This is a genomic window from Cedecea davisae DSM 4568 (genome assembly GCF_000412335.2).
Taxonomy (GTDB): domain Bacteria; phylum Pseudomonadota; class Gammaproteobacteria; order Enterobacterales; family Enterobacteriaceae; genus Cedecea; species Cedecea davisae.
On record NZ_KE161030.1, the window covers coordinates 4833496 to 4857771 of the forward strand.

General features: G+C 56.2%; 24 protein-coding genes. 17 read left to right on the forward strand and 7 right to left on the reverse strand.

The window, feature by feature from the left end:
- The first annotated feature begins 55 nt into the window (after positions 1 to 55).
- Positions 56 to 2605 (forward strand): class I adenylate cyclase, encoded by a 2550-nt coding sequence (cyaA, locus tag HMPREF0201_RS22035; protein ID WP_039899048.1) that lies wholly within the window; start codon positions 56 to 58, stop codon positions 2603 to 2605.
- Here cyaA and cyaY read toward each other — a convergent pair whose 3' ends face one another.
- Complete coding sequence (gene cyaY / locus HMPREF0201_RS22040; protein ID WP_016538989.1) at positions 2606 to 2926, reverse strand: iron donor protein CyaY; 321 nt, start codon at positions 2924 to 2926, stop codon at positions 2606 to 2608.
- 63 nt (positions 2927 to 2989) lie between these two features.
- A complete protein-coding gene (locus HMPREF0201_RS22045; protein ID WP_016538990.1) occupies positions 2990 to 3349 on the reverse strand; it encodes a DUF2620 family protein in 360 nt (119 codons plus the stop codon).
- Positions 3350 to 3563: 214 nt separating this feature from the next.
- On the opposite strand from HMPREF0201_RS22045, the gene lptM reads away from it, so the two are divergent.
- From lptM to corA, 8 genes are all read left to right on the forward strand, one after another.
- The gene (gene lptM / locus HMPREF0201_RS22050) at positions 3564 to 3770 is read left to right on the forward strand and encodes an LPS translocon maturation chaperone LptM (RefSeq protein WP_016538992.1); all 207 of its coding nucleotides are present in this window, start codon (positions 3564 to 3566) and stop codon (positions 3768 to 3770) included.
- A gap of 38 nt (positions 3771 to 3808) precedes the next feature.
- Positions 3809 to 4633, forward strand: a complete 825-nt coding sequence (dapF, locus tag HMPREF0201_RS22055; RefSeq protein ID WP_039899050.1) for a diaminopimelate epimerase — start codon at positions 3809 to 3811, stop codon at positions 4631 to 4633.
- The gene (locus HMPREF0201_RS22060) at positions 4630 to 5334 is read left to right on the forward strand and encodes a DUF484 domain-containing protein (protein ID WP_016538994.1); all 705 of its coding nucleotides are present in this window, start codon (positions 4630 to 4632) and stop codon (positions 5332 to 5334) included. Before dapF ends, HMPREF0201_RS22060 begins: the two co-directional genes overlap by 4 nt.
- Positions 5331 to 6236, forward strand: coding sequence for a tyrosine recombinase XerC (gene xerC, locus HMPREF0201_RS22065; RefSeq protein ID WP_016538995.1), 906 nt, complete (start codon positions 5331 to 5333; stop codon positions 6234 to 6236). The genes HMPREF0201_RS22060 and xerC overlap by 4 nt, the downstream gene beginning before the upstream one ends.
- Complete coding sequence (gene yigB / locus HMPREF0201_RS22070) at positions 6236 to 6952, forward strand: 5-amino-6-(5-phospho-D-ribitylamino)uracil phosphatase YigB (RefSeq protein WP_016538996.1); 717 nt, start codon at positions 6236 to 6238, stop codon at positions 6950 to 6952. The genes xerC and yigB overlap by 1 nt, the downstream gene beginning before the upstream one ends.
- Positions 6953 to 7032: 80 nt before the next feature.
- Positions 7033 to 9195, forward strand: a complete 2163-nt coding sequence (gene uvrD, locus HMPREF0201_RS22075) for a DNA helicase II (RefSeq protein ID WP_016538997.1) — start codon at positions 7033 to 7035, stop codon at positions 9193 to 9195.
- Positions 9196 to 9344: 149 nt separating this feature from the next.
- Positions 9345 to 9401 (forward strand): YsgD/CorL family protein, encoded by a 57-nt coding sequence (gene ysgD / locus HMPREF0201_RS23560; RefSeq protein ID WP_353591484.1) that lies wholly within the window; start codon positions 9345 to 9347, stop codon positions 9399 to 9401.
- A gap of 166 nt (positions 9402 to 9567) precedes the next feature.
- Complete coding sequence (corA, locus tag HMPREF0201_RS22080) at positions 9568 to 10518, forward strand: magnesium/cobalt transporter CorA (RefSeq protein WP_016538998.1); 951 nt, start codon at positions 9568 to 9570, stop codon at positions 10516 to 10518.
- 38 nt (positions 10519 to 10556) lie between these two features.
- Here the strand turns inward: corA and rarD are convergent, their stop codons facing one another.
- Together rarD and yigI are read right to left on the reverse strand one after the other, a co-directional pair.
- On the reverse strand, positions 10557 to 11453 hold the full coding sequence (rarD, locus tag HMPREF0201_RS22085; RefSeq protein WP_016538999.1) for an EamA family transporter RarD: 897 nt from the start codon (positions 11451 to 11453) through the stop codon (positions 10557 to 10559).
- Positions 11454 to 11505: 52 nt separating this feature from the next.
- Positions 11506 to 11976 (reverse strand): acyl-CoA thioesterase YigI, encoded by a 471-nt coding sequence (gene yigI / locus HMPREF0201_RS22090; protein WP_016539000.1) that lies wholly within the window; start codon positions 11974 to 11976, stop codon positions 11506 to 11508.
- 167 nt (positions 11977 to 12143) lie between these two features.
- On the opposite strand from yigI, the gene pldA reads away from it, so the two are divergent.
- The 3 genes from pldA to rhtC all read left to right on the forward strand — a co-directional run bounded on the left by pldA (position 12144) and on the right by rhtC (position 15588).
- Complete coding sequence (gene pldA / locus HMPREF0201_RS22095; protein WP_016539001.1) at positions 12144 to 13010, forward strand: phospholipase A; 867 nt, start codon at positions 12144 to 12146, stop codon at positions 13008 to 13010.
- Positions 13011 to 13073: 63 nt separating this feature from the next.
- Positions 13074 to 14903 (forward strand): ATP-dependent DNA helicase RecQ, encoded by a 1830-nt coding sequence (recQ, locus tag HMPREF0201_RS22100; RefSeq protein WP_016539002.1) that lies wholly within the window; start codon positions 13074 to 13076, stop codon positions 14901 to 14903.
- 64 nt (positions 14904 to 14967) lie between these two features.
- Positions 14968 to 15588, forward strand: coding sequence for a threonine export protein RhtC (gene rhtC / locus HMPREF0201_RS22105; RefSeq protein ID WP_016539003.1), 621 nt, complete (start codon positions 14968 to 14970; stop codon positions 15586 to 15588).
- On the opposite strand, the gene rhtB is transcribed toward rhtC, so the two are convergent.
- Complete coding sequence (rhtB, locus tag HMPREF0201_RS22110) at positions 15589 to 16209, reverse strand: homoserine/homoserine lactone efflux protein (protein ID WP_016539004.1); 621 nt, start codon at positions 16207 to 16209, stop codon at positions 15589 to 15591.
- Positions 16210 to 16309: 100 nt separating this feature from the next.
- Between rhtB and pldB the strand changes: the two genes are divergently transcribed.
- The 3 genes from pldB to HMPREF0201_RS22125 all read left to right on the forward strand — a co-directional run bounded on the left by pldB (position 16310) and on the right by HMPREF0201_RS22125 (position 19154).
- On the forward strand, positions 16310 to 17302 hold the full coding sequence (gene pldB, locus HMPREF0201_RS22115) for a lysophospholipase L2 (RefSeq protein ID WP_016539005.1): 993 nt from the start codon (positions 16310 to 16312) through the stop codon (positions 17300 to 17302).
- 33 nt (positions 17303 to 17335) lie between these two features.
- Entirely contained in the window at positions 17336 to 18142 is an 807-nt protein-coding gene (yigL, locus tag HMPREF0201_RS22120; RefSeq protein ID WP_016539006.1) for a sugar/pyridoxal phosphate phosphatase YigL, read from the forward strand.
- Between the two features lie 112 nt (positions 18143 to 18254).
- On the forward strand, positions 18255 to 19154 hold the full coding sequence (locus HMPREF0201_RS22125) for a carboxylate/amino acid/amine transporter (protein ID WP_039899485.1): 900 nt from the start codon (positions 18255 to 18257) through the stop codon (positions 19152 to 19154).
- On the opposite strand, the gene metR is transcribed toward HMPREF0201_RS22125, so the two are convergent.
- A complete protein-coding gene (gene metR, locus HMPREF0201_RS22130; RefSeq protein ID WP_016539008.1) occupies positions 19042 to 19995 on the reverse strand; it encodes an HTH-type transcriptional regulator MetR in 954 nt (317 codons plus the stop codon). The two genes, HMPREF0201_RS22125 and metR, sit on opposite strands and share 113 nt — an antisense overlap.
- Before the next feature lie 117 nt (positions 19996 to 20112).
- Here metR and metE point away from each other — a divergent pair, with 117 nt between their 5' ends.
- The gene (gene metE, locus HMPREF0201_RS22135) at positions 20113 to 22374 is read left to right on the forward strand and encodes a 5-methyltetrahydropteroyltriglutamate--homocysteine S-methyltransferase (RefSeq protein WP_039899054.1); all 2262 of its coding nucleotides are present in this window, start codon (positions 20113 to 20115) and stop codon (positions 22372 to 22374) included.
- Positions 22375 to 22412: 38 nt separating this feature from the next.
- On the opposite strand, the gene HMPREF0201_RS22140 is transcribed toward metE, so the two are convergent.
- Positions 22413 to 23240 carry a dienelactone hydrolase family protein gene (locus tag HMPREF0201_RS22140; protein WP_016539010.1) on the reverse strand — a complete coding sequence of 276 codons (828 nt, stop codon included), beginning with the start codon at positions 23238 to 23240 and terminating at the stop codon, positions 22413 to 22415.
- Positions 23241 to 23494: 254 nt separating this feature from the next.
- On the opposite strand from HMPREF0201_RS22140, the gene udp reads away from it, so the two are divergent.
- On the forward strand, positions 23495 to 24256 hold the full coding sequence (gene udp / locus HMPREF0201_RS22145) for a uridine phosphorylase (protein ID WP_016539012.1): 762 nt from the start codon (positions 23495 to 23497) through the stop codon (positions 24254 to 24256).
- Positions 24257 to 24276: the final 20 nt, after the last annotated feature.

Sequence of the window (24276 nt, forward strand, 5' to 3'; positions counted from 1 at the left end):
CAACAAACCACGAAACGGGTTTTTTCGTAATACTGAAACCATCAGGCGATATGTCTTGTACCTCTATATTGAGACACTTAAACAGAGACTGGATGCCATCAACCAACTGCGCGTAGATCGCGCGCTTGCTGCCATGGGGCCTGCTTTCCAACAGGTCTACAGTCTACTGCCAACGTTATTACATTATCATCACCCGCTGATGCCGGGTTACCTTGACGGTAACGTTCCCCGGGGCATCTGCATTTACACGCCTGATGAAACCCAGCGCCACTACCTGGACGAACTCGAACTGCAGCGCGGAATGCCGCGGCAGGAGTCGGCCACGGGCGAACTGCCGATTACCGGCCTCTATTCTATGGGCAGCACCTCCTCCGTGGGGCAGAGCTGTTCATCCGACCTCGATATCTGGGTATGCCACCAGTCCTGGCTCGATAACGACGAGCGCCAGCTGTTGCAGCGCAAATGCAGCCTGCTTGAAAGCTGGGCCGCATCGCTTGGCGTCGAGGTTAGCTTCTTCCTGATTGACGAAAACCGCTTCCGCCACAATGAAAGCGGCAGCCTGGGCGGCGAAGACTGCGGCTCCACTCAGCACATCCTGCTGCTGGATGAGTTTTACCGCACCGCGGTTCGCCTCGCCGGGAAACGTATTCTCTGGAACATGGTCCCGGGCGATGAAGAAGAGCATTACGACGATTACGTCATGACGCTTTATGCCCGGGGCGTACTGACGCCGAACGAATGGCTGGATCTCGGAGGGTTGAGCTCGCTCTCCGCCGAGGAATACTTTGGTGCCAGCCTGTGGCAGCTCTATAAAAGTATCGACTCGCCTTACAAAGCGGTGCTTAAAACGCTGCTGCTGGAAGCCTACTCCTGGGAATATCCGAATACGCGCCTGCTGGCAAAAGATATCAAGCAGCGCCTGCACGATGGCGAAATTGTCTCGTTTGGCCTCGATCCATACTGCATGATGCTGGAACGCGTGACCGACTACCTCACGCAAATTGAGGACAACGCGCGCCTTGACCTCGTACGCCGCTGCTTCTATCTGAAAGTCTGCGAAAAACTGTCGCGGGAACGCGCCTGCGTCGGCTGGCGCAGAGAAGTGCTGACCCAACTGGTGAAAGGCTGGGGCTGGGACGAGGCTCGCCTCGCCATGCTGGATAACCGCGCCAACTGGAAAATCGACCAGGTGCGCGAAGCGCATAACGAGCTGCTCGACGCGATGATGCAAAGCTATCGCAACCTGATTCGCTTTGCGCGCCGTAATAATCTGAGCGTTTCCGCCAGCCCGCAGGATATTGGCGTGCTTACGCGTAAGCTGTATGCGGCTTTTGAAGCGCTTCCGGGGAAAGTCACGCTGGTTAACCCGCAGATCTCGCCCGATCTCTCCGAGCCAAATCTGACCTTTATCCATGTGCCGCTGGGCCGCGCAAACCGCTCCGGCTGGTATCTGTACAACCGCGCGCCGAACATGGATTCCATCGTCAGCCATCAACCGCTGGAATATAACCGTTATCTTAATAAGCTGGTGGCATGGGCCTACTTTAACGGCCTGCTGACCTCACGCACTCGCCTGTTTATTAAGGGCAACGGCATTTGTGATTTACCGAAGCTGCAGGAGATGGTGGCGGATGTTTCACATCACTTCCCGCTGCGTCTTCCGGCCCCAACGCCAAAAGCGCTCTACAGCCCGTGCGAAATTCGCCATCTGGCGATAATCGTCAACCTCGAATATGACCCGACGGCTGCCTTCCGCAATCAGGTGGTTCATTTTGATTTCCGCAAGCTGGATGTGTTCAGCTTCGGTGAGCAGCAGCAATGCCTGATAGGCAGCGTGGACCTGCTGTACCGCAACTCCTGGAATGAAGTGCGTACCCTGCACTTTAACGGCGAGCAGGCGATGATCGAGGCGCTGAAGACTATTCTGGGCAAAATGCACCAGGACGCCGCGCCGCCGGATAGCGTTGAAGTGTTCTGCTATAGCCAGCATCTGCGTGGCCTTATCCGCACTCGCGTTCAGCAACTGGTCTCCGAGTGTATTGAATTCCGCCTTTCCAGCACCCGCCAGGAACCCGGCCGCTTTAAGGCGCTGCGCGTTTCCGGCCAGACATGGGGCCTGTTCTTCGAACGCCTGAATGTTTCGGTTCAGAAACTGGAAAACGCCGTCGAATTTTATGGCGCTATCTCGCACAACAAGTTGCACGGCCTGTCCGTTCAGGTTGGCACTAATCAGGTTCAGCTACCCGCCGTGGTGGACGGTTTTGCCAGCGAAGGGATTATTCAGTTCTTCTTCGAAGAGGCTGGTGAAGATCAGGGCTTCAATATCTATATTCTGGACGAAAGCAACCGGGCGGAGGTTTACCACCACTGCGAGGGGAGCAAAGAGGAGCTGGTGCGCGACGTTAGCCGCTTCTATTCGTCATCCCACGACCGCTTTACCTACGGCTCAAGCTTTATCAACTTCAACCTGCCGCAGTTCTATCAAATCGTGAAGGTCGATGGCCGGATGCAGGTCATTCCGTTCCGCACCCAGTCGATAGCAACAGCCGCGCCGGTTAATCAGGACGACAACTCAGCGCCGCTGCTGCAGCAGTATCAGCAGTAATTAGCGGAAGCTAACGGCTTCACCCGCCTGCTGGGAACTTGCTTCTTCCATTAACTGCCAGAATTCAGCGCCGCTGCGGTCGCAAATCCACTCATCACCTTTGAGGTTGAAATGGTAGCCGCCGCTTTTGGTTGCCAGCCACACCTGATGAAGCGGCTCCTGGCGATTGATAATAATTTTGCTGCCGTTTTCGAAGCTGATGGTCAGCACCCCGCCGTTGATTTCGCAATCAATGTCGCTGTCGCCGTCCCAGTCATCGAGACGTTCTTCAATGGTGCGCCACAGGTCATCGGCTAATAGATGAAATTCGCTGTCGTTCATGTCTGCTTCCTGTTGGTATTTCAGGGCAGTATAAAAGCATCGGGGATATTAAGAAACTCTGCTTCAGGCATCATCGAGATAGTGAACCAGCAGGGGGATGGCGCGGGAAGCATTCTCGATGGAAATGCCAAATGCGACCTTTCCATCCCGCACCCAGCGCGCAATTTGCTGCTCTCTGGCCGGTGAGTCCGGGCTGGAGATTGTGCAGCATTTCTCTGAACCCAAAACGGCGACTGCAACGGCCAGAGCCGGGCCAATCCCGGAGTGAAAAGCGCCGATGGTATAATGGAGATCGCCACGCTTGACCGAATTTGCCGCTTCCATATCGCTGACCAGCTGTGTGGTAAACCTGCCGGGGGCCGCCTGTTCAATTAAAATCTGCACTGCTTCACGTTCCAAACCCGTTATGCCGATCCGTTTCATCTATGTCACCTCATTAAAAGACAACAAGCGTTCGTTCCGAGCAGCTGCGGGGCGGCAATCGAAGATGCCCCTTAATCAGGGTAAACCAGAGATTATTTTCTTGCCTGGTTTGGCAGGTGACGATTTTCAGCGGTAATGGGCAACGAGAGTATTGCTTTTCAGGGTTCACCTGCGATGATAGACGGCAGAATAGTGAATCACAGGCAACCCCATAATGAAGAAGATTTTCTGCCCTCTTGCTCTGGCGCTGATGCTTGCAAGCCTTACCGGCTGCGGCCTGAAGGGGCCTCTTTACTTCCCGCCGGCGGATACCAAAGCCAAGCCGACGACCCATAGCGCAACCCCTGAACAGACAATCCAGACGACGCCATCCCGTAACAGCCGTGGTACGGATAATGGGCCGACTCAGGTTATTTACTAGCTAAACCGTGCTTTGTCACCGCGCTAATGGAGCAGAAGATGCAGTTCTCTAAAATGCATGGCCTTGGTAATGACTTTATGGTCGTGGACGCGGTAACGCAGAATATCTATTTCTCTCCGGAACTGATCCGGCGTCTGGCGGATCGTCACCTCGGCGTAGGCTTCGATCAGCTATTGATCGTCGAACCGCCGTATGATCCCGATCTCGACTTTCATTACCGGATCTTCAACGCAGACGGCAGCGAAGTCTCCCAGTGCGGCAACGGCGCGCGCTGCTTTGCCCGTTTTGTGCGTCTCAAGGGGCTGACCAATAAGCGAGAAATTCGCGTCAGCACCGCGAATGGCCGCATGGTGCTCACCGTGACGGAAGATGAGATGGTGCGCGTCAATATGGGCGAACCAAACTTCGAGCCTTCTCAGGTTCCGTTCCGGGCAAACAAAGCGGAAAAGACCTATATTATGCGTGCCGCCGAGCAAACCATTATGTGCGGCGTGGTCTCGATGGGTAATCCCCACTGTGTGATTCAGGTCGACGATATAGAAACCGCAGCGGTGGAAACTCTGGGGCCTGTGATGGAAAGCCATGAGCGTTTTCCTGAACGAGCCAACATCGGTTTTATGCAGGTTGTTAGCCGCGAGCACGTAAAGCTGCGCGTTTATGAGCGCGGAGCCGGTGAGACTCAGGCCTGCGGCAGCGGAGCCTGCGGTGCGGTAGCGGTTGGCATTCAGCAAGGTTTACTGGCGGAGCAGGTGCGCGTTGAGCTGCCCGGCGGCCGCCTTGATATCGCCTGGAAAGGGCCGGGTTCACCGCTGTATATGACCGGCCCGGCGGCCCATGTCTACGATGGATTTATACATCTATGAAGAACGCCGAGGAACAGCAAGAAGCCCTTCTGGAACTTAACGATCTCGCGGTCGCCGAGTACCTTCAGCGCAACCCCGATTTCTTTATTCGTAACGCCCACCAGGTGGAGAGCATGCAGGTGCCGCACCCGGTGCGCGGCACCGTTTCGCTGGTGGAGTGGCATATGGCCCGGAGCCGTAACCACATTAACCACCTTGAAGAGAACATGACGCTGCTCATGGAGCAGGCAAGCGCTAACGAAGGCTTGTTTTACCGTCTGTTGAAGCTTCAGGGGCGTCTGGCTTCGGCCTCCAGCCTGCAGGAGATGCTTAATCGCCTGCACCGCTGGGCGCGGGAAATGGGGCTGGCGGGTGCGAATATCCGGCTTTTTGCTGACCGCTGGCGTATCGGCGCGCCGTCCGACTTTACTCATCTGGCGCTAAACCGGCAGGCCTTTGAGCCGCTGCGTATTCAGCGCCTCGGTGAAAGCCAGCACTATCTTGGCCCGCTGAACGGCCCGGAGCTGCTGCTGGTGCTGCCGCAGGCGAAAGCGATTGGCTCGGTAGCGCTGTCGCTGATGGGCAACGAAGGTGACCTTGGCGTACTGCTGTTCAGCAGTCGTGATCCCCAGCATTATCAGCAGGGTCAGGGTACACAGCTGTTGCACGAACTGGCGCTGATGCTGCCCGACCTGTTGGAGCGCTGGATTGAACGCGCATGACGGACTCCTCGCTACAGCTCCATGTTGATGGTTTCCTGCGTTATTTGAAGGTTGAGCGCCAGCTCAGCCCGCTCACCCTGCTTAACTACCGGCGCCAGCTGGGGGCGATTGTCCACCTTGGCGAAGAGATGAAGCTGAAAAGCTGGCAGCAGTGCGATGCCGCCACGGTTCGCTCGCTGGCGGTACGCAGCCGCAGAGCCGGTCTTCAGGCTTCCAGCCTGGCGCTCAGGCTCTCTGCATTACGCAGCTTTTTCGACTGGATGGTCAGCCAGGGCGAGCTAAAAGCCAACCCGGCGAAAGGCATTACCACCCCGAAGGCCGGGCGACACCTGCCAAAAAACATTGAAGTGGATGACGTTAATCATCTGCTGGATATCGATCTCAACGATCCCCTGGCGGTACGCGACCGGGCGATGCTGGAAGTGATGTACGGTGCGGGTCTGCGTCTTTCCGAGCTGGTGAACATGGACTGCGGCCATATTGACTTGTCTACCGGTGAAGTGTGGGTCATGGGCAAGGGCAGCAAAGAACGCCGCGTACCCGTTGGCCGCAGCGCCGTAACCTGGGTTGAGCACTGGCTCGATCTGCGTGAGCTGTTTGGCCCGGACGATGACGCTTTGTTCCTCGCCAAAACTGGGAAAAGGATCTCGGCCCGTAATGTGCAAAAGCGTTTTGCCGAATGGGGCATCAAGCAGGGGCTAAGCAGCCATATACACCCTCATAAGCTGCGCCATTCGTTCGCCACGCACATGTTGGAGTCCAGCGGCGACTTGCGAGCGGTTCAGGAGCTGCTGGGCCACGCTAACCTCTCTACCACGCAAATCTATACCCATCTCGACTTTCAACATTTAGCCTCGGTGTATGATGCAGCGCATCCACGCGCCAAACGGGGGAAATCGTAATGCATTTTTACCGCCAGCTCGGGCAAATTGCCGCTCTGACCTTCGATCTTGACGACACGCTGTACGATAACCGCCCGGTTATCCTGCGTACCGTGCAGGAATCGCTGACTTTCGTGCAGAATTACCATCCAAACCTTAGCGCTTTGACCACGTCGGACTTCTACCGCAGGCGTGAAGCATTGCTAAAGAAAGAGCCTGAAATTTATCATGACGTTACGGAATGGCGTCGCCGTTCCGTTGAACAACTCATGCTGGATGCCGGGCTAAGTGCGGAAGACGCTTTTGCCGGTGCCGCCGCCGCGATGGAAAACTTTGCCAAATGGCGCAGCCGGATTGATATCCCACAGGAAACCCACGACACGCTGGCCGCGCTCGCCGCGAAATGGCCGCTGGTGGCTATCACCAACGGCAATGCTGAGCCTCACCTGTTTGGGCTGGATAAATACTTCAAATTCATTCTGCGTGCCGGGCCGGATGGCCGTGCCAAGCCGTTCAGCGATATGTATCACCTGGCCGCGAGCAGGCTGGGCGTGCCGCTGGAGCAAATTCTGCACGTTGGCGATGACCTGACGACCGACGTGGCGGGCGCGGTTCGCTGCGGCATGCAGGCATGCTGGATAAATCTGCGCGAAGGCGACCTGATGCGGATAGATGACAGCCGTTTGTTGCCCCATCTGGAGATTTCGCGGTTGGCATCCCTGAGCGCGCTGATATAATCGTCAATAATTCTGTATAAATCACCAGTGGTTAATACTCGTCATCATTCGAGTTTTAACCACTTTACACGGCGGTGCCAATGGACGTTTCTTACCTGCTTGATAGCCTCAATGATAAACAGCGTGAAGCGGTTGCCGCCAAGCGCAGCAATATGCTGGTGCTGGCCGGGGCGGGCAGTGGTAAGACTCGCGTGTTGGTTCACCGCATCGCGTGGTTGATGACGGTCGAAAACTGTTCACCGTATTCCATTATGGCGGTGACCTTTACCAACAAAGCGGCGGCGGAAATGCGCCATCGTATTAGCCAATTGATGGGCACCAGCCAGGGCGGCATGTGGGTTGGCACCTTCCACGGGCTGGCTCACCGCCTGCTGCGCGCCCACCATATGGATGCCAACCTGCCGCAGGATTTCCAGATTCTCGATAGCGAAGACCAGCTGCGCCTGCTCAAACGCCTGATTAAGGCGATGAACCTTGACGAGAAGCAGTGGCCACCGCGTCAGGCTATGTGGTACATCAACGGCAAAAAAGACGAAGGCCTGCGCCCGCACCACGTCGAAAGCTACGGCAATCCGGTGGAGCAAACCTGGCAGAAGGTTTACCAGGCTTATCAGGAAGCGTGCGATCGCGCCGGGCTGGTGGATTTTGCCGAGCTGCTGCTGCGTGCCCACGAGCTTTGGCTGAACAAACCGCATATCTTGAACCACTACCGCGAACGCTTCACCAATATCCTGGTGGACGAATTCCAGGATACTAACAACATTCAGTACGCGTGGATCCGCCTGCTGGCCGGGGATTCCGGCAAGGTAATGATCGTCGGCGATGATGACCAGTCTATCTACGGCTGGCGCGGCGCTCAGGTTGAAAATATTCAGCGCTTCCTTAACGACTTCCCCGGCGCACAAACTATTCGTCTGGAGCAAAACTACCGCTCGACGAACAACATTCTGAACGCCGCCAACGCCCTGATTGCCAACAACTCGGGTCGCCTTGGGAAAGAGTTGTGGACCGACGGTAGCGACGGCGAACCTATCTCTATCTATTGCGCCTTCAACGAGCTGGATGAAGCGCGCTTTGTGGTAAACCGCATCAAGACCTGGCAGGAAAACGGCGGCGTGCTGGAAAAATGCGCCATTCTTTACCGCAGCAACGCCCAGTCGCGTGTGCTGGAAGAGGCGCTGCTTCAGGCCAGCATGCCTTACCGTATCTATGGCGGCATGCGATTCTTCGAACGCCAGGAAATCAAAGACGCGCTTTCTTATCTGCGCCTGATGGCAAACCGCAATGACGATGCCGCCTTCGAGCGTGTGGTCAATACGCCAACCCGCGGCATTGGCGACCGCACCCTGGACGTCGTGCGCCAGGCGTCCCGCGACCAGCAGCTAACGCTGTGGCAGGCCTGTCGCCTGCTGTTGCAGGAAAAAGCGCTGGCCGGGCGCGCGGCCTCGGCGCTCCAGCGCTTTATGGAGCTTATCGACGCTCTGGCGCATGAAACTGCCGACATGCCGCTGCACGTTCAGACCGATCGCGTGATTAAGGATTCCGGCCTGTTCATGATGTACGAGCAGGAGAAAGGCGAGAAAGGCCAGACCCGTATTGAGAACTTAGAGGAGCTGGTCACCGCTACGCGCCAGTTTAGCTATCAGGATGAAGACGAAGATCTGATGCCGCTGCAGGCGTTTCTCTCCCACGCCGCGCTTGAGGCGGGTGAAGGTCAGGCGGACACCTGGCAGGATGCGGTGCAGCTGATGACGCTTCACTCGGCAAAAGGCCTCGAATTCCCGCAGGTGTTTATCGTCGGGATGGAAGAAGGAATGTTCCCGAGCCAGATGTCGCTCGACGAAGGCGGGCGCCTGGAAGAAGAGCGTCGCCTGGCCTACGTGGGCGTCACCCGCGCGATGCAGAAACTGACCCTGACCTACGCCGAAACCCGCCGTCTGTATGGTAAAGAGGTCTATCATCGGCCTTCACGTTTTATCGGGGAACTGCCGGAAAACTGTATTGAAGAAGTTCGCCTGCGCGCCAGCATCAGCCGACCGGTAAGCCATCAGCGTATGGGCACGCCGGTTGCGCAGAATGATTCAGGCTTTAGTCTTGGGCAGCGCGTGCGCCATCCTAAATTCGGCGAAGGTACCGTGGTTAACCTTGAAGGTAGCGGCGAGCACAGCCGCCTTCAGGTGGCGTTTCAGGGGCAGGGAATTAAGTGGCTGGTTGCCGCCTATGCCCGGTTGGAAACCGTGTAAGTTACAGAAAATAATCGCAATTATCTGAGTTTGCGCTACCCTTTATGTGTCACTGGTATGAACTTATTCAGCCGTGTCCCGTTGCGTGTTGACGCCATATTAGCGGTGGCGTAACATGCGCGCACGATTACGCTAAGAGGACACTCGCCTTGGACACACCCAGTAGATGCTGGCTCAATAACCTGTCATCCAGGTACAACTTCTAAGGCTATCCTCCGGTGCTGATAGCCTTCGTGGTTGTCAGCGACCTCATATATTTTATATCCCGTCGCCCCTTGAGTCAGACTGTTTAATGGTCTGAAACCTCTATCGTTTCTGTCTGTGTGCCAACCGAATTGTCCCTGATATTTTTTTGCATTGGGAGTCCCGGTCATGCTGAGCGCATTTCAACTGGAAAATAATCGCCTTGCCCGCCTCGAGCTGGACGAGACCGATAACCTGACCAATTCGGTCTGGGTTGACTTGGTCGAGCCGGAAGAGAGCGAGCGAGAGCGTGTGCAAACGGAACTTGGCCAAAGCCTGGCAACCCGACCAGAGCTGGAAGACATCGAAGCATCCGCGCGTTTCTTTGAAGACGAAGACGGGCTTCACATCCACTCCTTTTTCTTCTTTGAAGATGCGGACGACCACGCGGGCAACAGCACGGTAGCCTTTACTATTCGTGAAGGCCGCCTGTATACGCTGCGCGAGCGCGAACTGCCGGCGTTTCGTCTTTACCGCATGCGCGCCCGCAACCAGTCGATGGTAGACGGCAACGCCTGGGAGCTGCTGCTTGACCTGTTTGAAACCAAAATCGAACAGCTGGCGGATGAAATAGAAAACATCTATAGCGACCTCGAACAGCTGAGCCGCGTGATCATGGAAGGGCATCAGGGCGATGAATACGACGCCGCGCTTTCCACCCTGGCCGAGCTGGAAGATATCGGCTGGAAGGTGCGCCTGTGCCTGATGGATACCCAGCGTGCGCTGAACTTCCTGGTGCGTAAAGCCCGCCTGCCGGGTGGGCAGCTGGAACAGGCTCGCGAGATCCTGCGGGATATCGAATCCCTGCTGCCGCACAACGAATCGCTGTTCCAGAAGGTTAACTTCCTGATGCAGGCGGCGATGGGCTTTATCAACATCGAGCAGAACCGCATTATCAAAATCTTCTCGGTGGTTTCCGTAGTCTTCCTGCCGCCAACGCTTGTGGCCTCCAGCTACGGGATGAACTTCGAGTTTATGCCCGAGCTGAAATGGAGCTTTGGTTACCCCGGGGCGATTATCTTTATGATGCTCGCGGGCTTAGCGCCGTATCTCTACTTTAAGCGTAAGAACTGGTTGTAAGAAAAAAGGAGCCGCAGGGCTCCTTTTTCGTATCTGGCTTAACGGCCGGATTTCGTTCGCCGTTGGGTATAAATAGCATCGGCAATAAATAGCGCCAGCGCCGCCCAGATAAAGCCGAAGGTTATCATTTTGTCCTGGGTGATAACTTCATCGTAGAAGCTCACGGCCAGCAGGAACATCAGCGTTGGCCCCAGGTACTGGAAGAAACCGAGCGTTGAGAGGCGCAGGCGGGTTGCGGCGGCGGTGAAGCACAGCAGCGGCACGGTTGTGATAACGCCTGCGGCGATGAGCATCATGTTCAGAGACCACGGGTTCAGCCCCATATGGCTGGTGGCGCTATCGGCAATGCCAAACAGATAAATCGCCGCAATCGGCAGCAGCCAGAGCGTTTCGAACAACATCCCGGTCTGCGCGTCGACGGCAATTTTTTTACGGATAAGGCCGTAAAAAGCAAAGCTGAAAGCCAGGCCAAGGCCGATGACCGGCAGCGAGCCGAAGGTCCACAGCTGTACCAGCACGCCGCAGACCGCCAGCAGTACGGCGACCCACTGCATGCGGCGAAAACGCTCTGCTAAAAACAGCATCCCCAGCACAACGTTAACCAGCGGGTTAATAAAATACCCGAGGCTCGCTTCCAGCATATGGTGGTTATTAACCGCCCAGATATACAACAGCCAGTTGCCGCCGATAAGCACGGCGGTCAGCGCCAGCGCTAAGATTTTTTTGCGGTTCTGGCAGGATCTTTTCACCTGCGGCCACTGGCGGCAGACGCTTATCAGGGCAAGCATAAAGAAGAATGACCAGATAACGCGGTGGGTAAGAATTTCGGTGGCCGGTACGTAGTGTATAAATTTGAAGTAAACCGGCGCGATGCCCCAGATAAAATAGGCAGTCAGAGCAAGCATCACTCCCTGACGAGTCTGTTTCGGATCCATGAAAAACGCTCAGCAAAAAAATAGTGCGCAAATAGTAACAGGATTTATCTTCTCACCCTACCATGTAGGTTGCGGTTGCGCTGGCAATGTAGACCTGGTCCTGGTTATGCAGCTCGACCCTGGCGACCGCGACCTTATTACCGGCGCGAAGCAAGCTGCTGCTGGCGGTAAAACGCTCTCCGCGGCCGGGGCGCAGATAATCGACGCGTAAATCGATGGTGCCCATTTTGGACAGGCGCTGGCGCAGTTCGTCTTCGGTTATCGTATCGTGGCGGGTGAGCGTGCTGCCGACGCAGACCAGCCCGGCCGCCACGTCCAGCACGGAAGCAATAACGCCTCCGTGTAAAATGCTTTGCGCCCAGTTCCCGACCATCATCGGCTGGTTATTAAAGCTAAGCTGGGCGAATGCCTTTTCGTAGCGCTCCAGTTCAAGACCGAGGGCGCGGTTAAAAGGCATGTGGTAAACGAAAATTTCGCCCACCAGCTTTAGCGCTTCTTCGGTGGTCAGCAGAGGGGAAGACATGGTTCATTCCTCGAACAAATAATGAATAAGTTAACAAGGTGTTTATTTTATGCTTCTCATTTGTTGCTTTCCACTTTAAGAGTGATAGCTATCGGGCGGAAACCCTGAGTCTGTAGAATGAATGCCGCTTAATATTTTGAAACCTTGTGTTATGGAGAACGAGACTAATGCTGAAATCTCTGGGATGGGGAATGGCCGCGCTGCTGCCGCTCTCCGCCTTTGCTCAAGAAGCCACTATTGATAAAGTTCACGACAAGCCAGCGGTACGCGGCAGCGTTATTGCCAACCTGCTGCAAGAGCATGACAACCCCTTTACGCTTTACCCGTACGACACGAACTACCTGCTCTACACCTGGACCAGCGACCTGAATAAAGAAGCCATTAGCTCCTATGACTGGGCCAGCAACGCCCGTAAGGATGAGGTGAAATTTCAGCTCAGCCTGGCATTCCCGCTGTGGCGCGGCATTCTTGGGGATAACTCGGTGCTGGGGGCCTCTTATACCCAGAAGTCCTGGTGGCAGCTTTCCAACCGCAATGAGTCCTCGCCGTTTCGAGAAACCAACTATGAGCCGCAGCTGTTCCTGGGCTTTGCTACCGATGCGAGCTTCGCCGGCTGGACGCTGCGCGACGTTGAATTTGGCTATAACCACGATTCAAATGGCCGCTCTGACCCGACTTCACGCGGCTGGAACCGCCTGTATACGCGCCTGATGGCGCAAAACGGCGACTGGCAGGTAGAAGTTAAGCCCTGGTACGTTGTGGGCAGCGTTGACGACAACCCGGATATCACCAAATACATGGGTTATTACCAGCTCAAAGTTGGCTATGCGCTCGGCGATGCGGTATTCAGCGTGAAAGGGCAGTACAACTGGAATAGCGGCTACGGCGGCGCGGAACTCGGCGTTAGCTACCCGATAACGAAGCACGTTCGCTTCTACACTCAGGTGTACAGCGGCTATGGTGAATCGCTCATCGACTACAACTTTAACCAGACACGGGTTGGCGTAGGCGTTATGCTTAACGATCTTTTCTAAAGCATTGCAGTTTCTTTTCCGGGCGCTGAAAATGGCGCCTGAATTTTAGGTAGTGGGGATAGCGTGACACAGGCGGAAGTAATCAATCAGGCGTCGCTGGCAAGGCAGGTTTTGCAGGAAACCTTCGGGTATCAGCAATTCCGTCCGGGCCAGGAAACCATCATCGATACGGTGCTGGAGGGGCGTGACTGCCTGGTGGTGATGCCGACCGGTGGCGGTAAATCGCTGTGCTATCAAATACCTGCTCTGGTATTTGGCGGCCTTACCGTAGTGGTCTCTCCGCTTATTTCCCTGATGAAAGACCAGGTCGATCAGCTGCTGGCTAACGGCGTAGCGGCGGCCTGCCTCAACTCGACCCAAAGCCGGGAGCAGCAGCAGGAAGTGATGGCTGGCTGCCGTACCGGGCAAATTCGCCTGCTGTATATCGCGCCCGAACGCCTGATGATGGACAACTTTATTGACCATCTCAGCAACTGGCAGCTTTCGATGGTGGCGGTGGACGAAGCGCACTGTATTTCCCAGTGGGGGCACGACTTCCGCCCTGAGTATGCCGCGCTTGGTCAGCTTCGCGAGCGCCTCCCGGCCGTGCCCTTTGTCGCACTAACCGCGACGGCGGACGATACTACCCGGCTGGATATTGTGCGCCTGCTCGGCCTTAACGATCCGCTCATCCAAATCAGCAGCTTTGACCGGCCCAATATCCGCTACATGCTGATGGAGAAATTCAAACCTCTCGATCAGCTGACTCGATATATTCAGGAGCAGCGCGGCAAATCCGGCATTATTTACTGCAACAGCCGCGCCAAAGTGGAAGACATTGCCGCCCGTCTGCAAAGCAAGGGCGTGAGCGCCGGAGCCTACCATGCCGGGCTGGAGCACCAGGTCCGCGGCGAAGTGCAGGAAAAATTTCAGCGTGACGATCTGCAAATCGTGGTGGCTACCGTCGCGTTTGGTATGGGCATCAACAAGCCGAACGTGCGCTTTGTTGCCCACTTTGATATTCCGCGCAACATCGAATCCTATTACCAGGAAACAGGCCGCGCCGGGCGAGATGGTCTTCCTGCGGAAGCGATGCTGTTTTACGATCCTGCCGATATGGCCTGGCTGCGTAAGTGCCTGGAGGAGAAAGCCCCCGGGGCGCTCCAGGACATTGAGCGCCACAAGCTCAACGCGATGGGCGCTTTTGCCGAAGCGCAAACCTGCCGCCGTCTGGTGCTGCTCAACTATTTCGGCGAAGGCCGCCAGCAGGCCTGCGGCAACTGCGATATCTGCCTTGACCCGCCGCGTCGCTACGACGGGCTGATGGATGCCCAGAAAGCGCTGTCCTGCATTTACCGGGTCGGCCAGCGGTTCGGTATGGGCTATGTGGTTGAAGTGCTTCGCGGCTCCAATAACCAGCGTATTCGCGACCTCGGCCACGACAAGCTGAAAGTTTACGGCGAAGGCCGCGACCACACGACGGAGCACTGGGTGAGCGTTATTCGCCAGCTGATCCACCTTGGCGTTGTCACGCAGAACATCGCCGCGCACTCGGCATTACAGCTGACGGAGGCCGCCCGCCCTTATCTGCGTGGCGAAGAGCCGCTGATGCTGGCGGTGCCGCGCGTTGTGGTGCTCAAGCCGCGCGCCAGCCAGAAAGTGTTTGGCGGCAACTACGACCGCAAACTGTTTGCCAAGCTGCGCAAACTGCGAAAATCTATTGCCGACGAAGAAAATATCCCGCCATACGTGGTGTTCAACGATGCAACGCTTATCGAAATGGCGGAGCAAATGCCGCTCTCTCCGGGTGAAATGCTGGGGATTAACGGCGTAGGCACCCGCAAACTTGAGCGCTTTGGTCGCCCGTTTATGACGATGATCCGCGACCATGTTGACGGGGTTGATGAAGAGTAGCCTGCCCGCAGGAAAAGTGGCAGGATACTGACTCTATGAATTATCTGCACGCGAGCTATCTCCTATGTTAATGCTATTCCTGACCGTGGCGCTGGTGCACATTGTTGCCCTGATGAGCCCGGGCCCTGACTTTTTCTTTGTTTCCCAGACCGCCGTAAGCCGCTCCCGCAAAGAAGCGATGATGGGCGTAATGGGCATTACCGCTGGCGTGATGGTTTGGGCGGGTGTTGCGCTGCTTGGCCTGCACCTGATCCTCGAAAAAATGGCGTGGCTCCATAACGTCATTATGGTCGGCGGCGGCCTGTATCTGTGCTGGATGGGCTACCAGATGCTGCGCGGTGCGCTGAAGAAAGAAGTCAAAAGTGAGGAAGCGCCGACGGTTGAGCTGGCGAGCGGCGGGAAGAGCTTCGTTAAAGGGCTGCTGACCAACCTGGCTAACCCGAAAGCGATTATCTACTTCGGCAGCGTGTTCTCGCTGTTCGTGGGCGACAATGTGGGCAGCGCGGAACGCTGGGGCCTGTTTGTGCTGATCGCGATTGAAACCTTTGCCTGGTTCAGCCTGGTGGCGAGCCTGTTCGCTTTACCGAAAATGCGTCGCGGCTATCAGCGCCTCGCCAAATGGATCGACGGTATGGCGGGCGCGTTGTTCACCGGGTTTGGTATCCACCTGATCATTTCCCGATAATCAGGCCTGGCGCGCTCCGGCAAGCAGCGCGCCAATCAACATAAACAACGAACCAAATACCCGGTTCAGGGCTTTCATCTGGCGCGGCCCTTTTATCCAGCCGGCAATGCGTTTTGCCAGGGTCGCATAGCCAATCATCACGAACACATCCACAACCACCGTTGTTACCCCCAGCACCACGTACTGCATCATCTGTGGCTGGTGCGGCACGATAAACTGCGGGAATAATGCGGCAAGAAACACGATGCTTTTGGGGTTGGTCAGGTTGACGAACACCGCTCGTTTGAACAGCCTGCTGCGCGGCTGGCTGGTGGCCAGCGTGTTCAGGTCTAGCGCCCCGGCGGCACGCCATTGCTGAATGCCCAGCCAGATAAGATAGGCGGCACCGGCCCATTTCAGGACTTCGAAAGCCAGTAAAGAGCGCGAGAAGAGCGCACCAAGGCCGATGCCAACCAGCACAATATGGGTCGCCAGCCCGGTTTGCAGCCCGGCAATAGACGCCACCGTGCCGCGGTAGCCGTGGCTGATGGCGGTCGTCATGGTGTTAATGGCCCCGGAACCGGGTGAAAGGCTAAGAATTAATGTGGTTAGCAGGTAGGTAAACCACCACTCGAAGGTCATGCTAAGCTCCCTGGATGCGCACTTTTATGCCACAATACGCTATTGTTGATAAGCGTGCCACGAGCCACAAAAAAACCACAGATACCTGATGCCGACCCCTATGTCTCAGCATAAAAATGGATGGTTAGAACGCGAAGACGCATTTGCTGCTTTCGCGACAGGCCCGCTTACGGAATTCTGGCGCAGGCGTGAAGAGCGTGAATTCACCGGCGTTGATGACATTCCTGTGCGCTACGTCCGTTTCACTTCGCCACAGCACGATCGCGTTATCGTGGTCTGCCCTGGCAGAATCGAAAGCTATGTGAAATACGCCGAGCTTGCCTGGGACTTATTCCACAGCGGTTTCGATGTTCTCATTATCGACCACCGCGGGCAGGGGCGATCCGGACGACTGCTTTCGGACAGCCACCGCGGGCATGTTGTGAACTTCAGCGACTACGTTGAGGATTTTGACCGTTTTTACCAGCAGGAAGTTGCGCCGGGCAGCTGGCGTAAACGCTATATGCTGGCCCACTCAATGGGCGGCGCGATTGCCGCACTCTGGCTACAGCAGAACCCCGATGCCTTCAGCGCGGTTGCGCTTTGTGCGCCGATGTTTGGTATTACGCTGCGTTGGCCAGAGTGGATGGTTCGCCATATTCTTGACTGGGCTGAAGGGCACCCGCGTATTCGGGAAGGCTACGCAATAGGAACAGGTCGCTGGCGTGCGCTGCCGTTTAGCGTTAACGTCCTGACCCACAGTGAGGAGCGCTACCGCCGTAGCCTGCGTTTTTATGCTGATGAGCCAGCATTGCGGGTGGGGGGGCCAACGTTCCACTGGGTACGAGAAGGAATACTCGCCGGAGAAAAGGTGTTAGCAGGAGCCGCTGCCATCACCACGCCGATTTTTTTACTCCAGGCAGAAGAGGAGCGCGTGGTGGACAACCGTGCGCACCAGCGTTTCTGCGAAATTAAGGCCGCGGCGGGTCATCCCTGTGAGGGGGAATCACCTTACGTTATTGAAGGTGCGTATCACGAGATCCTGTTTGAAAAGGACGCTATGCGCGCCAGAGCGCTGTCTGCCGTACTCGAGTTTTTCGACCGGCATAACTAATTGAAAATATCTCACCAGAGGCTGAATAATCCTATGTACCACGTCGTTGCATCCGATTTAGATGGCACGTTGCTGTCTCCCGACCATTTCCTCTCCGCTTATGCGAAAGAAACATTAAAACTGCTCACAGCCGAAGGCGTTAACTTTGTTTTTGCCACCGGCCGCCACCACATTGATGTGGCACAAATCCGCGATAATCTTGAGATCTCGGCCTACATGATCACCTCCAACGGTGCTCGCGTGCACGACACCGACGGCAATCTGGTGTTCTCTCACGACCTTGACCACGATATCGCTCAGGACTTGTTTGGCGTGATGCACAACAGCCCTGACATCGTGACCAACGTCTACCGCGGCGACGAGTGGTTTATGAACCGCCATCGTCCGGAAGAGATGAAATATTTCCAGGAAGCTAAATTTAGCTACACGCTGTTTGAACCTGGCCTGCTGGAAGCCGACGGGGTCAGCAAAGTGTTCTTCACCTGTGACGACCACGACGCGCTGCTGCCGCTTGAGCAGGCCATTAACGCCCGCTGGGGTGACCGTGTAAACGTGAGCTTCTCTACGCTCACCTGCCTCGAAGTCATGGCGGGCGGCGTTTCCAAAGGCCATGCGCTGGAAGCGGTGTCTAAAGCGATGGGCTTTGGGCTGAAAGACTGTATTGCCTTCGGCGACGGGATGAACGATGCCGAGATGTTGAGCATGGCCGGAAAGGGCTGCATCATGGGCAACGCCCACCAGCGCCTTAAAGACCTGCTGCCGGAGCTTGAGGTTATCGGCACCAACGGGGATAACGCGGTGCCGCACTATCTGCGTAAACTGTTCCTGAAAGCCGAGTAATGGGCAAAATGACGGGTGGTTTAATAATGACCACTCGTCAACTAAATAGTTAAGCCAGCCTGCTGTCCACTGGTTACAATGGCGCAATATCGTTCGCTTCGGATTGCTCATCGTGCCATTACTTATCATCACCACAATTCTGTGGGCCTTCTCTTTTAGCCTAATCGGCGAATACCTTGCCGGGCATGTAGATAGCTACTTTTCCGTGCTGATGCGCGTTGGGCTGGCGGCACTGGTGTTCCTGCCGTTCCTGCGCTTTAAGGGCTATCAGCCAAAAACGCTGCTGCTTTATATGCTGGTGGGTGCGCTTCAACTGGGCGTAATGTACCTCTTCAGCTTCCGCGCCTACATGTATCTGACGGTTTCCGAATTCCTGCTGTTTACGGTGATGACGCCGCTTTACGTGACGCTTATCTACGATCTGTTGAGCGGCAATAAGCTGCGCTGGGGCTACGCTCTGAGCGCGGGGCTGGCGGTGATTGGTGCGGCGATTATTCGCTATGATAAGGTGAGTGAGCACTTCTGGATTGGCCTGCTGCTGGTGCAGGGGGCTAATATCTGCTTCGCTATCGGGATGGTGGGCTATAAGCGTCTGATGGAAACCCACCCGATGCCGCAGCATTGCGCGTTTTCCTGGTTTTATCTCGGAGCATTTATTGTCGCCGTCGTGGCCTGGTTCACCCTCGGTAATCCGCAGAAGCTTCCTGTCACCTCGCTACAGTGGGGGATTCTGGTTTGGCTGGGTGTGGTGGCTTCCGGGCTGGGCTACTTTATGTGGAACTACGGCGCGACTCAGGTTGATGCCGGTACGCTCGGCATCATGAATAACGTGCACGTTCCGGCCGGGCTGCTGGTCAACCTTGCTATCTGGCAGGAGCAGCCGCACTGGCCGAGCTTTATCATTGGGGGAACGGTGATAATGGCCTCGCTGTGGGTACATCGCCGGTGGGTCGCTCCGCGTTCTTCACAAACGGAAGGTGGTCGCAGGCATGCTGGCGCGTCGAGCGAATAAATGCCTCGGTTACCGGCTGGCGCTGCTCTCCGTCGCGCACTGCCGCATACAGGCGGCTCCATAATCCCTCGCCCAGGGTTTTGGTGACTATCAAACCCTGGTGCTCAAAACTCTCCACCACCCAGTGCGGTAGGGCGGCAATGCCCATCCGCGCCGACACCATCTGGATCAGCAGCAGCGTGTTATCTACGCTTTTCAGCGAAGGGCTAACGCCCGCCGGCTGCAGGAAGTTACGCCAGATGTCCATGCGGCTACGCTGTACCGGGTAAATCAACAGAGTTTCGCTGGCTAAATCTTCAGGTTCAATACTCGCTTTGTGCGCCAGCGGATGGTCAGTGGCGACAACCAGGCGCACTTCAAAATCAAACATCGGCGAATAATGCAGCCCGCTGCGCGGCAGGATATCGGAGGTTAATACGATATCCAGCTCGCCTTGCTGCAGGGCTGGCTGCGGGTCAAAAGTGACGCCTGATTTAAAGTCCATTTCCACCTGCGGCCAGTGCAGACGGAAATTCTCCAGCGCCGGGGTCAGCCATTGAATACAGCTGTGGCACTCAATCGCAATGCGCAGCCGCGTTTGATGAGGTTCGTTACATGCCTGCAGCGCGCGTCCAATTTGCGGAAGCACCTGCTCCGCAAGCTGTAACAGAATTTCGCCCTGAGGCGTAAAACGAAGTGGCTGACTTTTACGAACGAACAGGCGGAAGCCGAGACGCTGCTCCAGATCGCTGAACTGGTGAGAGAGAGCAGACTGAGTCTGATGCAGGGCCGCAGCCGCGGCGGCGAGGGAGCCGCAGTTTTGCAACGCTTGCAGCGTCCGCAGGTGTTTAATCTCGATCATGAAAGTCCTTCACTTCGTCATGAACAAATTGCGCTTGAGGAATATACAGTACCTGCTGATTATAGCGGTGTAAACATCTGGATGGCTAAATACATCGAACCGAATAGAGGAAACACCATGACAATCCATAACCACACCCTCGGGTTCCCTCGCGTCGGCCTCAAGCGCGAGCTGAAAAAAGCACAAGAAAGCTACTGGGCAGGCAATACCTCCCGCGAAGAATTACTGGCGGTTGGCCGCGAACTGCGTGCCCGCCACTGGGACCAACAAAAACAGGCTGGCGTTGAGCTGCTGCCGGTGGGCGATTTCGCCTGGTACGACCATGTTCTGACCACCAGCCTGCTGCTCGGTAACGTGCCGGCTCGTCATCAGAGCAAAGATGGCAGCGTAGATATCGACACCCTGTTCCGTATTGGCCGCGGCCGCGCACCGACCGGTGAACCGGCTGCCGCCGCTGAAATGACCAAGTGGTTCAACACTAACTACCATTACATGGTGCCGGAATTCACCAAAGGCCAGCAGTTCAGACTCACCTGGACTCAACTGCTGGAAGAAGTGGATGAAGCGCTGGCGCTGGGCCATAAAGTGAAGCCTGTACTGCTGGGGCCGGTAACTTACCTCTGGCTTGGCAAAGTGAAAGGCGAGCAGTTTGACCGCCTCAGCCTGCTGAAAGATATCCTGCCGGTGTACCAGCAGGTGCTGGTCGAGCTGGCAAAACGCGGCGTTGAATGGGTACAAATTGACGAACCTGCGCTGGTTCTTGAACTGCCGCAGGCATGGTTGGATGCCTTTAAACCGGCCTATGACGCGCTGACCGGCCAAGTTAAGCTGCTGCTGACTACTTACTTCGAAGGCGTTGGCCCTAACCTGAACACCATCACCGCGCTGCCGGTGCAGGGCCTGCACGTAGACTTCGTGCACGGTAAAGACGACGTGAACGAAATCCACAAGAAGCTGCCTGCTGACTGGCTGCTGTCCGCCGGAGTAATCAACGGTCGTAACGTATGGCGCGCTGACCTGACCGAGAAATACGCGCAGCTTAAAGCGCTGGTGGGCAAGCGTGACCTGTGGGTGGGCTCTTCTTGCTCCCTGCTGCACAGCCCACTCGACCTGAGCGTGGAGACTCGTCTGGATGTGGAAGTGAAGAGCTGGTTTGCCTTTGCTCTGCAAAAGTGTGCCGAACTGTCTCTCCTGACCGAAGCTCTGAACAGCGGCGACACCGCTAAAATTGCCGAGTGGAGCGCGCCGATTCAGGCTCGCCGTAATTCTAAACGCGTACATAATGCCGCCGTTGGCGAGCGTCTGGCGCAGGTAACGGCTCAGGATAGCCAGCGTCAGAGCAGCTATAACGCCCGTGCCGCTGCCCAGCGCGCGCGCTTTAACCTGCCGGCATGGCCAACGACGACCATCGGTTCCTTCCCGCAAACCACTGAGATTCGCGGCCTGCGCCTGGACTTCAAGAAGGGGAATCTGGACGCTAACAACTATCGCACCGGCATTGCCGAACACATTAAGCAGGCGATTATCGAGCAGGAACGCCTGGGGCTGGACGTGCTGGTACACGGCGAAGCCGAGCGTAACGACATGGTTGAATACTTTGGTGAGCACCTGGATGGCTTCGTATTCACCCAAAACGGCTGGGTACAGAGCTACGGTTCCCGCTGCGTTAAGCCGCCGGTTGTTATCGGCGATATCAGCCGCCCTGAGCCAATTACCGTTGAGTGGGCTAAGTATGCGCAGTCCCTGACCGACAAACCGGTTAAAGGCATGCTGACCGGGCCTGTAACCATCCTCTGCTGGTCTTTCCCGCGTGAAGATGTGTCTCGCGAGACTATCGCTAAGCAGATTGCGCTGGCGCTGCGCGATGAAGTGGCGGACCTCGAAGAAGCGGGTATCGGCATCATTCAGATTGATGAACCGGCCCTGCGTGAAGGCTTACCGCTGCGACAGTCCGACTGGCAGGCTTATCTGGAGTGGGGCGTTGAGGCCTTCCGCCTGAACGCCGCCGTGGTGCGCGATGACACCCAGATCCACACCCACATGTGCTACTGCGAGTTCAACGACATCATGGACTCCATTGCGGCGCTGGATGCGGACGTTATCACCATCGAAACCTCGCGCTCAGATATGGATCTGCTGGAGTCGTTCAAAGAGTTCGAATACCCGAACGAAATTGGGCCGGGCGTTTACGACATCCACTCCCCGAACGTGCCTGATGTGGAATGGATCGAGGCCCTGCTAAAGAAAGCGGCTGAGTCTGTCCCTTCCGAACGCCTGTGGGTTAACCCGGACTGCGGCCTGAAAACACGCGGCTGGCCGGAAACCCGCGCGGCGCTGGCTAATATGGTGAAAGCGGCGCAGAACCTGCGTAACGAATAATCCAAAAAAACAAAGTGGGGGCATTTAGCCCCCGTTTCTTACTTCCTTACCCCATAGCGCTTAAACCACGCCAGCATTCGCTCCCAGCCATCCTTCGCCGACTCCTCATGATAGCTCGGGCGATAGTCCGCATTAAAAGCATGACCCGCTTCCGGGTAAACTATGATTTCAGCATTGGCATTGGCCGCGCGTAAAGCCTGGCGCATGGTTTCAACGCTCTCCTGTGAAATGCCGGTATCCTGGCCGCCATAAAGTCCGAGCACTGGCGCATTAAGGTTGATGGCGATATCGACCGGGTGATGCGGAGAGTTCAGCGTTTTCTCGCCAGTCAGCTTGCCGTACCAGGCCACTGCGGCTTTAAGCTGCGGGTTATGCGCCGCGTACAGCCATGCTATGCGCCCGCCCCAGCAAAAGCCGGTGACCATCAGGCGGTGGGCGTCGCCGCCGTTGCGTGAAGCCCAGCTGGCTACGTGGTCGAGATCGCCCAACACCTGGCTGTCCGGTACTTTAAAGACCAGGCCGCTTAGCAACGTGGGGATATCGGCGAAATCTCCCGGCTCGCCCTGGCGAAAATAAAGTTCGGGGGCGATGGCCAGATAGCCTTCGAGGGCCAGACGGCGGCAGACATCACGGATATGTTCATGTACGCCAAAGATTTCCTGAATAACGATAACTACCGGCAGCGGGCCGTCGGCGTTTTTAGGCCTGGCATGGTAAGCAGGCATGTTGTCGCCCTGGCTTGGAATAGATGTTTCCCCGCACTGGATTGCTTCCTCCGGAGTGGAAACGACGGTAGAGGCAACGGGGGAGACCGCCGGTGCGAAGCCTTCACCCGGTGTGTTATGTGTTGTTTGCTTTTGTTTCATGGTTTTCTCCGAACCAGCATTAGCGCAGTGTGATAACTATAGCCAGGATTAGTAACAAATCTGGTCGGCAAAAAACGCGAGCAATGGACAAAAACCAGGCCGATCGTCCTTTATGTGTGATGTGAATCACTAATGTGAATACAAATAATGTAATTTGTTTCATTCAAAGTGAGCGTCATCACGAAATTATGCTCAGGGGTTCTGTAAAGTATCGCTTTGCTTCTCCTGAAACCTACTCTACAGAGGAGTCTGTTATGTCCAAGTCTGATGTTTTCCATCTCGGCCTCACCAAAAATGACCTCGAAGGGGCTACGCTTGCGATTGTCCCGGGCGATCCTGAGCGTGTGGAAAAAATCGCCGCGCTGATGGACAAGCCGGTTAAGCTGGCTTCCCACCGTGAATTCACTTCCTGGCGTGCTGAACTGGACGGCAAGCCGGTTATCATCTGTTCTACCGGTATCGGCGGCCCTTCTACCTCTATCGCGGTTGAAGAACTGGCGCAGCTGGGTATTCGTACCTTCCTACGCGTGGGCACGACCGGCGCCATTCAGCCAAATATCAACGTGGGTGACGTGCTGGTGACAACCGCCTCCGTTCGCCTCGACGGTGCCAGCCTGCACTTTGCGCCGATGGAATACCCGGCAGTGGCAGACTTCGCTTGTACTACCGCGCTGGTGGAGGCCGCTAAGGCCGTGGGCGCAACCACCCACATCGGCGTGACCGCTTCTTCAGACACCTTCTATCCGGGCCAGGAGCGCTATGACACGCTTTCCGGCCGCGTAGTGAGCCGCTTTAAAGGCTCCATGAAGGAGTGGCAGGAGATGGGCGTGATGAACTACGAAATGGAATCCGCAACTCTGCTGACCATGTGTTCCAGCCAGGGCCTGCGTGCGGGGATGGTTGCCGGGGTAATCGTGAACCGTACCCAGCAAGAGATCCCGAACGCTGAAACCATGAAGAAAACCGAAAGCCACGCGGTAAAAATCGTGGTGGAAGCGGCACGTCGCCTGCTGTAGTTTTCCCCTCATGATGTCAA

Excerpts from the sequence above, each read along its gene's own strand:
- metR (WP_016539008.1), bottom strand. The coding sequence starts at position 19,995 with ATGATCGAGATTAAACACCTGCGGACGCTGCAAGCGTTGCAAAACTGC.
- dapF (WP_039899050.1), top strand. The coding sequence starts at position 3,809 with ATGCAGTTCTCTAAAATGCATGGCCTTGGTAATGACTTTATGGTCGTG.
- udp (WP_016539012.1), top strand. The coding sequence starts at position 23,495 with ATGTCCAAGTCTGATGTTTTCCATCTCGGCCTCACCAAAAATGACCTC.
- lptM (WP_016538992.1), top strand. The coding sequence starts at position 3,564 with ATGAAGAAGATTTTCTGCCCTCTTGCTCTGGCGCTGATGCTTGCAAGC.
- HMPREF0201_RS22045 (WP_016538990.1), bottom strand. The coding sequence starts at position 3,349 with ATGAAACGGATCGGCATAACGGGTTTGGAACGTGAAGCAGTGCAGATT.
- yigB (WP_016538996.1), top strand. The coding sequence starts at position 6,236 with ATGCATTTTTACCGCCAGCTCGGGCAAATTGCCGCTCTGACCTTCGAT.
- pldA (WP_016539001.1), top strand. The coding sequence starts at position 12,144 with ATGCTGAAATCTCTGGGATGGGGAATGGCCGCGCTGCTGCCGCTCTCC.
- rhtC (WP_016539003.1), top strand. The coding sequence starts at position 14,968 with ATGTTAATGCTATTCCTGACCGTGGCGCTGGTGCACATTGTTGCCCTG.
- pldB (WP_016539005.1), top strand. The coding sequence starts at position 16,310 with ATGTCTCAGCATAAAAATGGATGGTTAGAACGCGAAGACGCATTTGCT.
- rarD (WP_016538999.1), bottom strand. The coding sequence starts at position 11,453 with ATGGATCCGAAACAGACTCGTCAGGGAGTGATGCTTGCTCTGACTGCC.
- rhtB (WP_016539004.1), bottom strand. The coding sequence starts at position 16,209 with ATGACCTTCGAGTGGTGGTTTACCTACCTGCTAACCACATTAATTCTT.
- yigL (WP_016539006.1), top strand. The coding sequence starts at position 17,336 with ATGTACCACGTCGTTGCATCCGATTTAGATGGCACGTTGCTGTCTCCC.
- HMPREF0201_RS22140 (WP_016539010.1), bottom strand. The coding sequence starts at position 23,240 with ATGAAACAAAAGCAAACAACACATAACACACCGGGTGAAGGCTTCGCA.
- HMPREF0201_RS22060 (WP_016538994.1), top strand. The coding sequence starts at position 4,630 with ATGAAGAACGCCGAGGAACAGCAAGAAGCCCTTCTGGAACTTAACGAT.
- uvrD (WP_016538997.1), top strand. The coding sequence starts at position 7,033 with ATGGACGTTTCTTACCTGCTTGATAGCCTCAATGATAAACAGCGTGAA.
- xerC (WP_016538995.1), top strand. The coding sequence starts at position 5,331 with ATGACGGACTCCTCGCTACAGCTCCATGTTGATGGTTTCCTGCGTTAT.
- yigI (WP_016539000.1), bottom strand. The coding sequence starts at position 11,976 with ATGTCTTCCCCTCTGCTGACCACCGAAGAAGCGCTAAAGCTGGTGGGC.
- metE (WP_039899054.1), top strand. The coding sequence starts at position 20,113 with ATGACAATCCATAACCACACCCTCGGGTTCCCTCGCGTCGGCCTCAAG.
- cyaY (WP_016538989.1), bottom strand. The coding sequence starts at position 2,926 with ATGAACGACAGCGAATTTCATCTATTAGCCGATGACCTGTGGCGCACC.
- corA (WP_016538998.1), top strand. The coding sequence starts at position 9,568 with ATGCTGAGCGCATTTCAACTGGAAAATAATCGCCTTGCCCGCCTCGAG.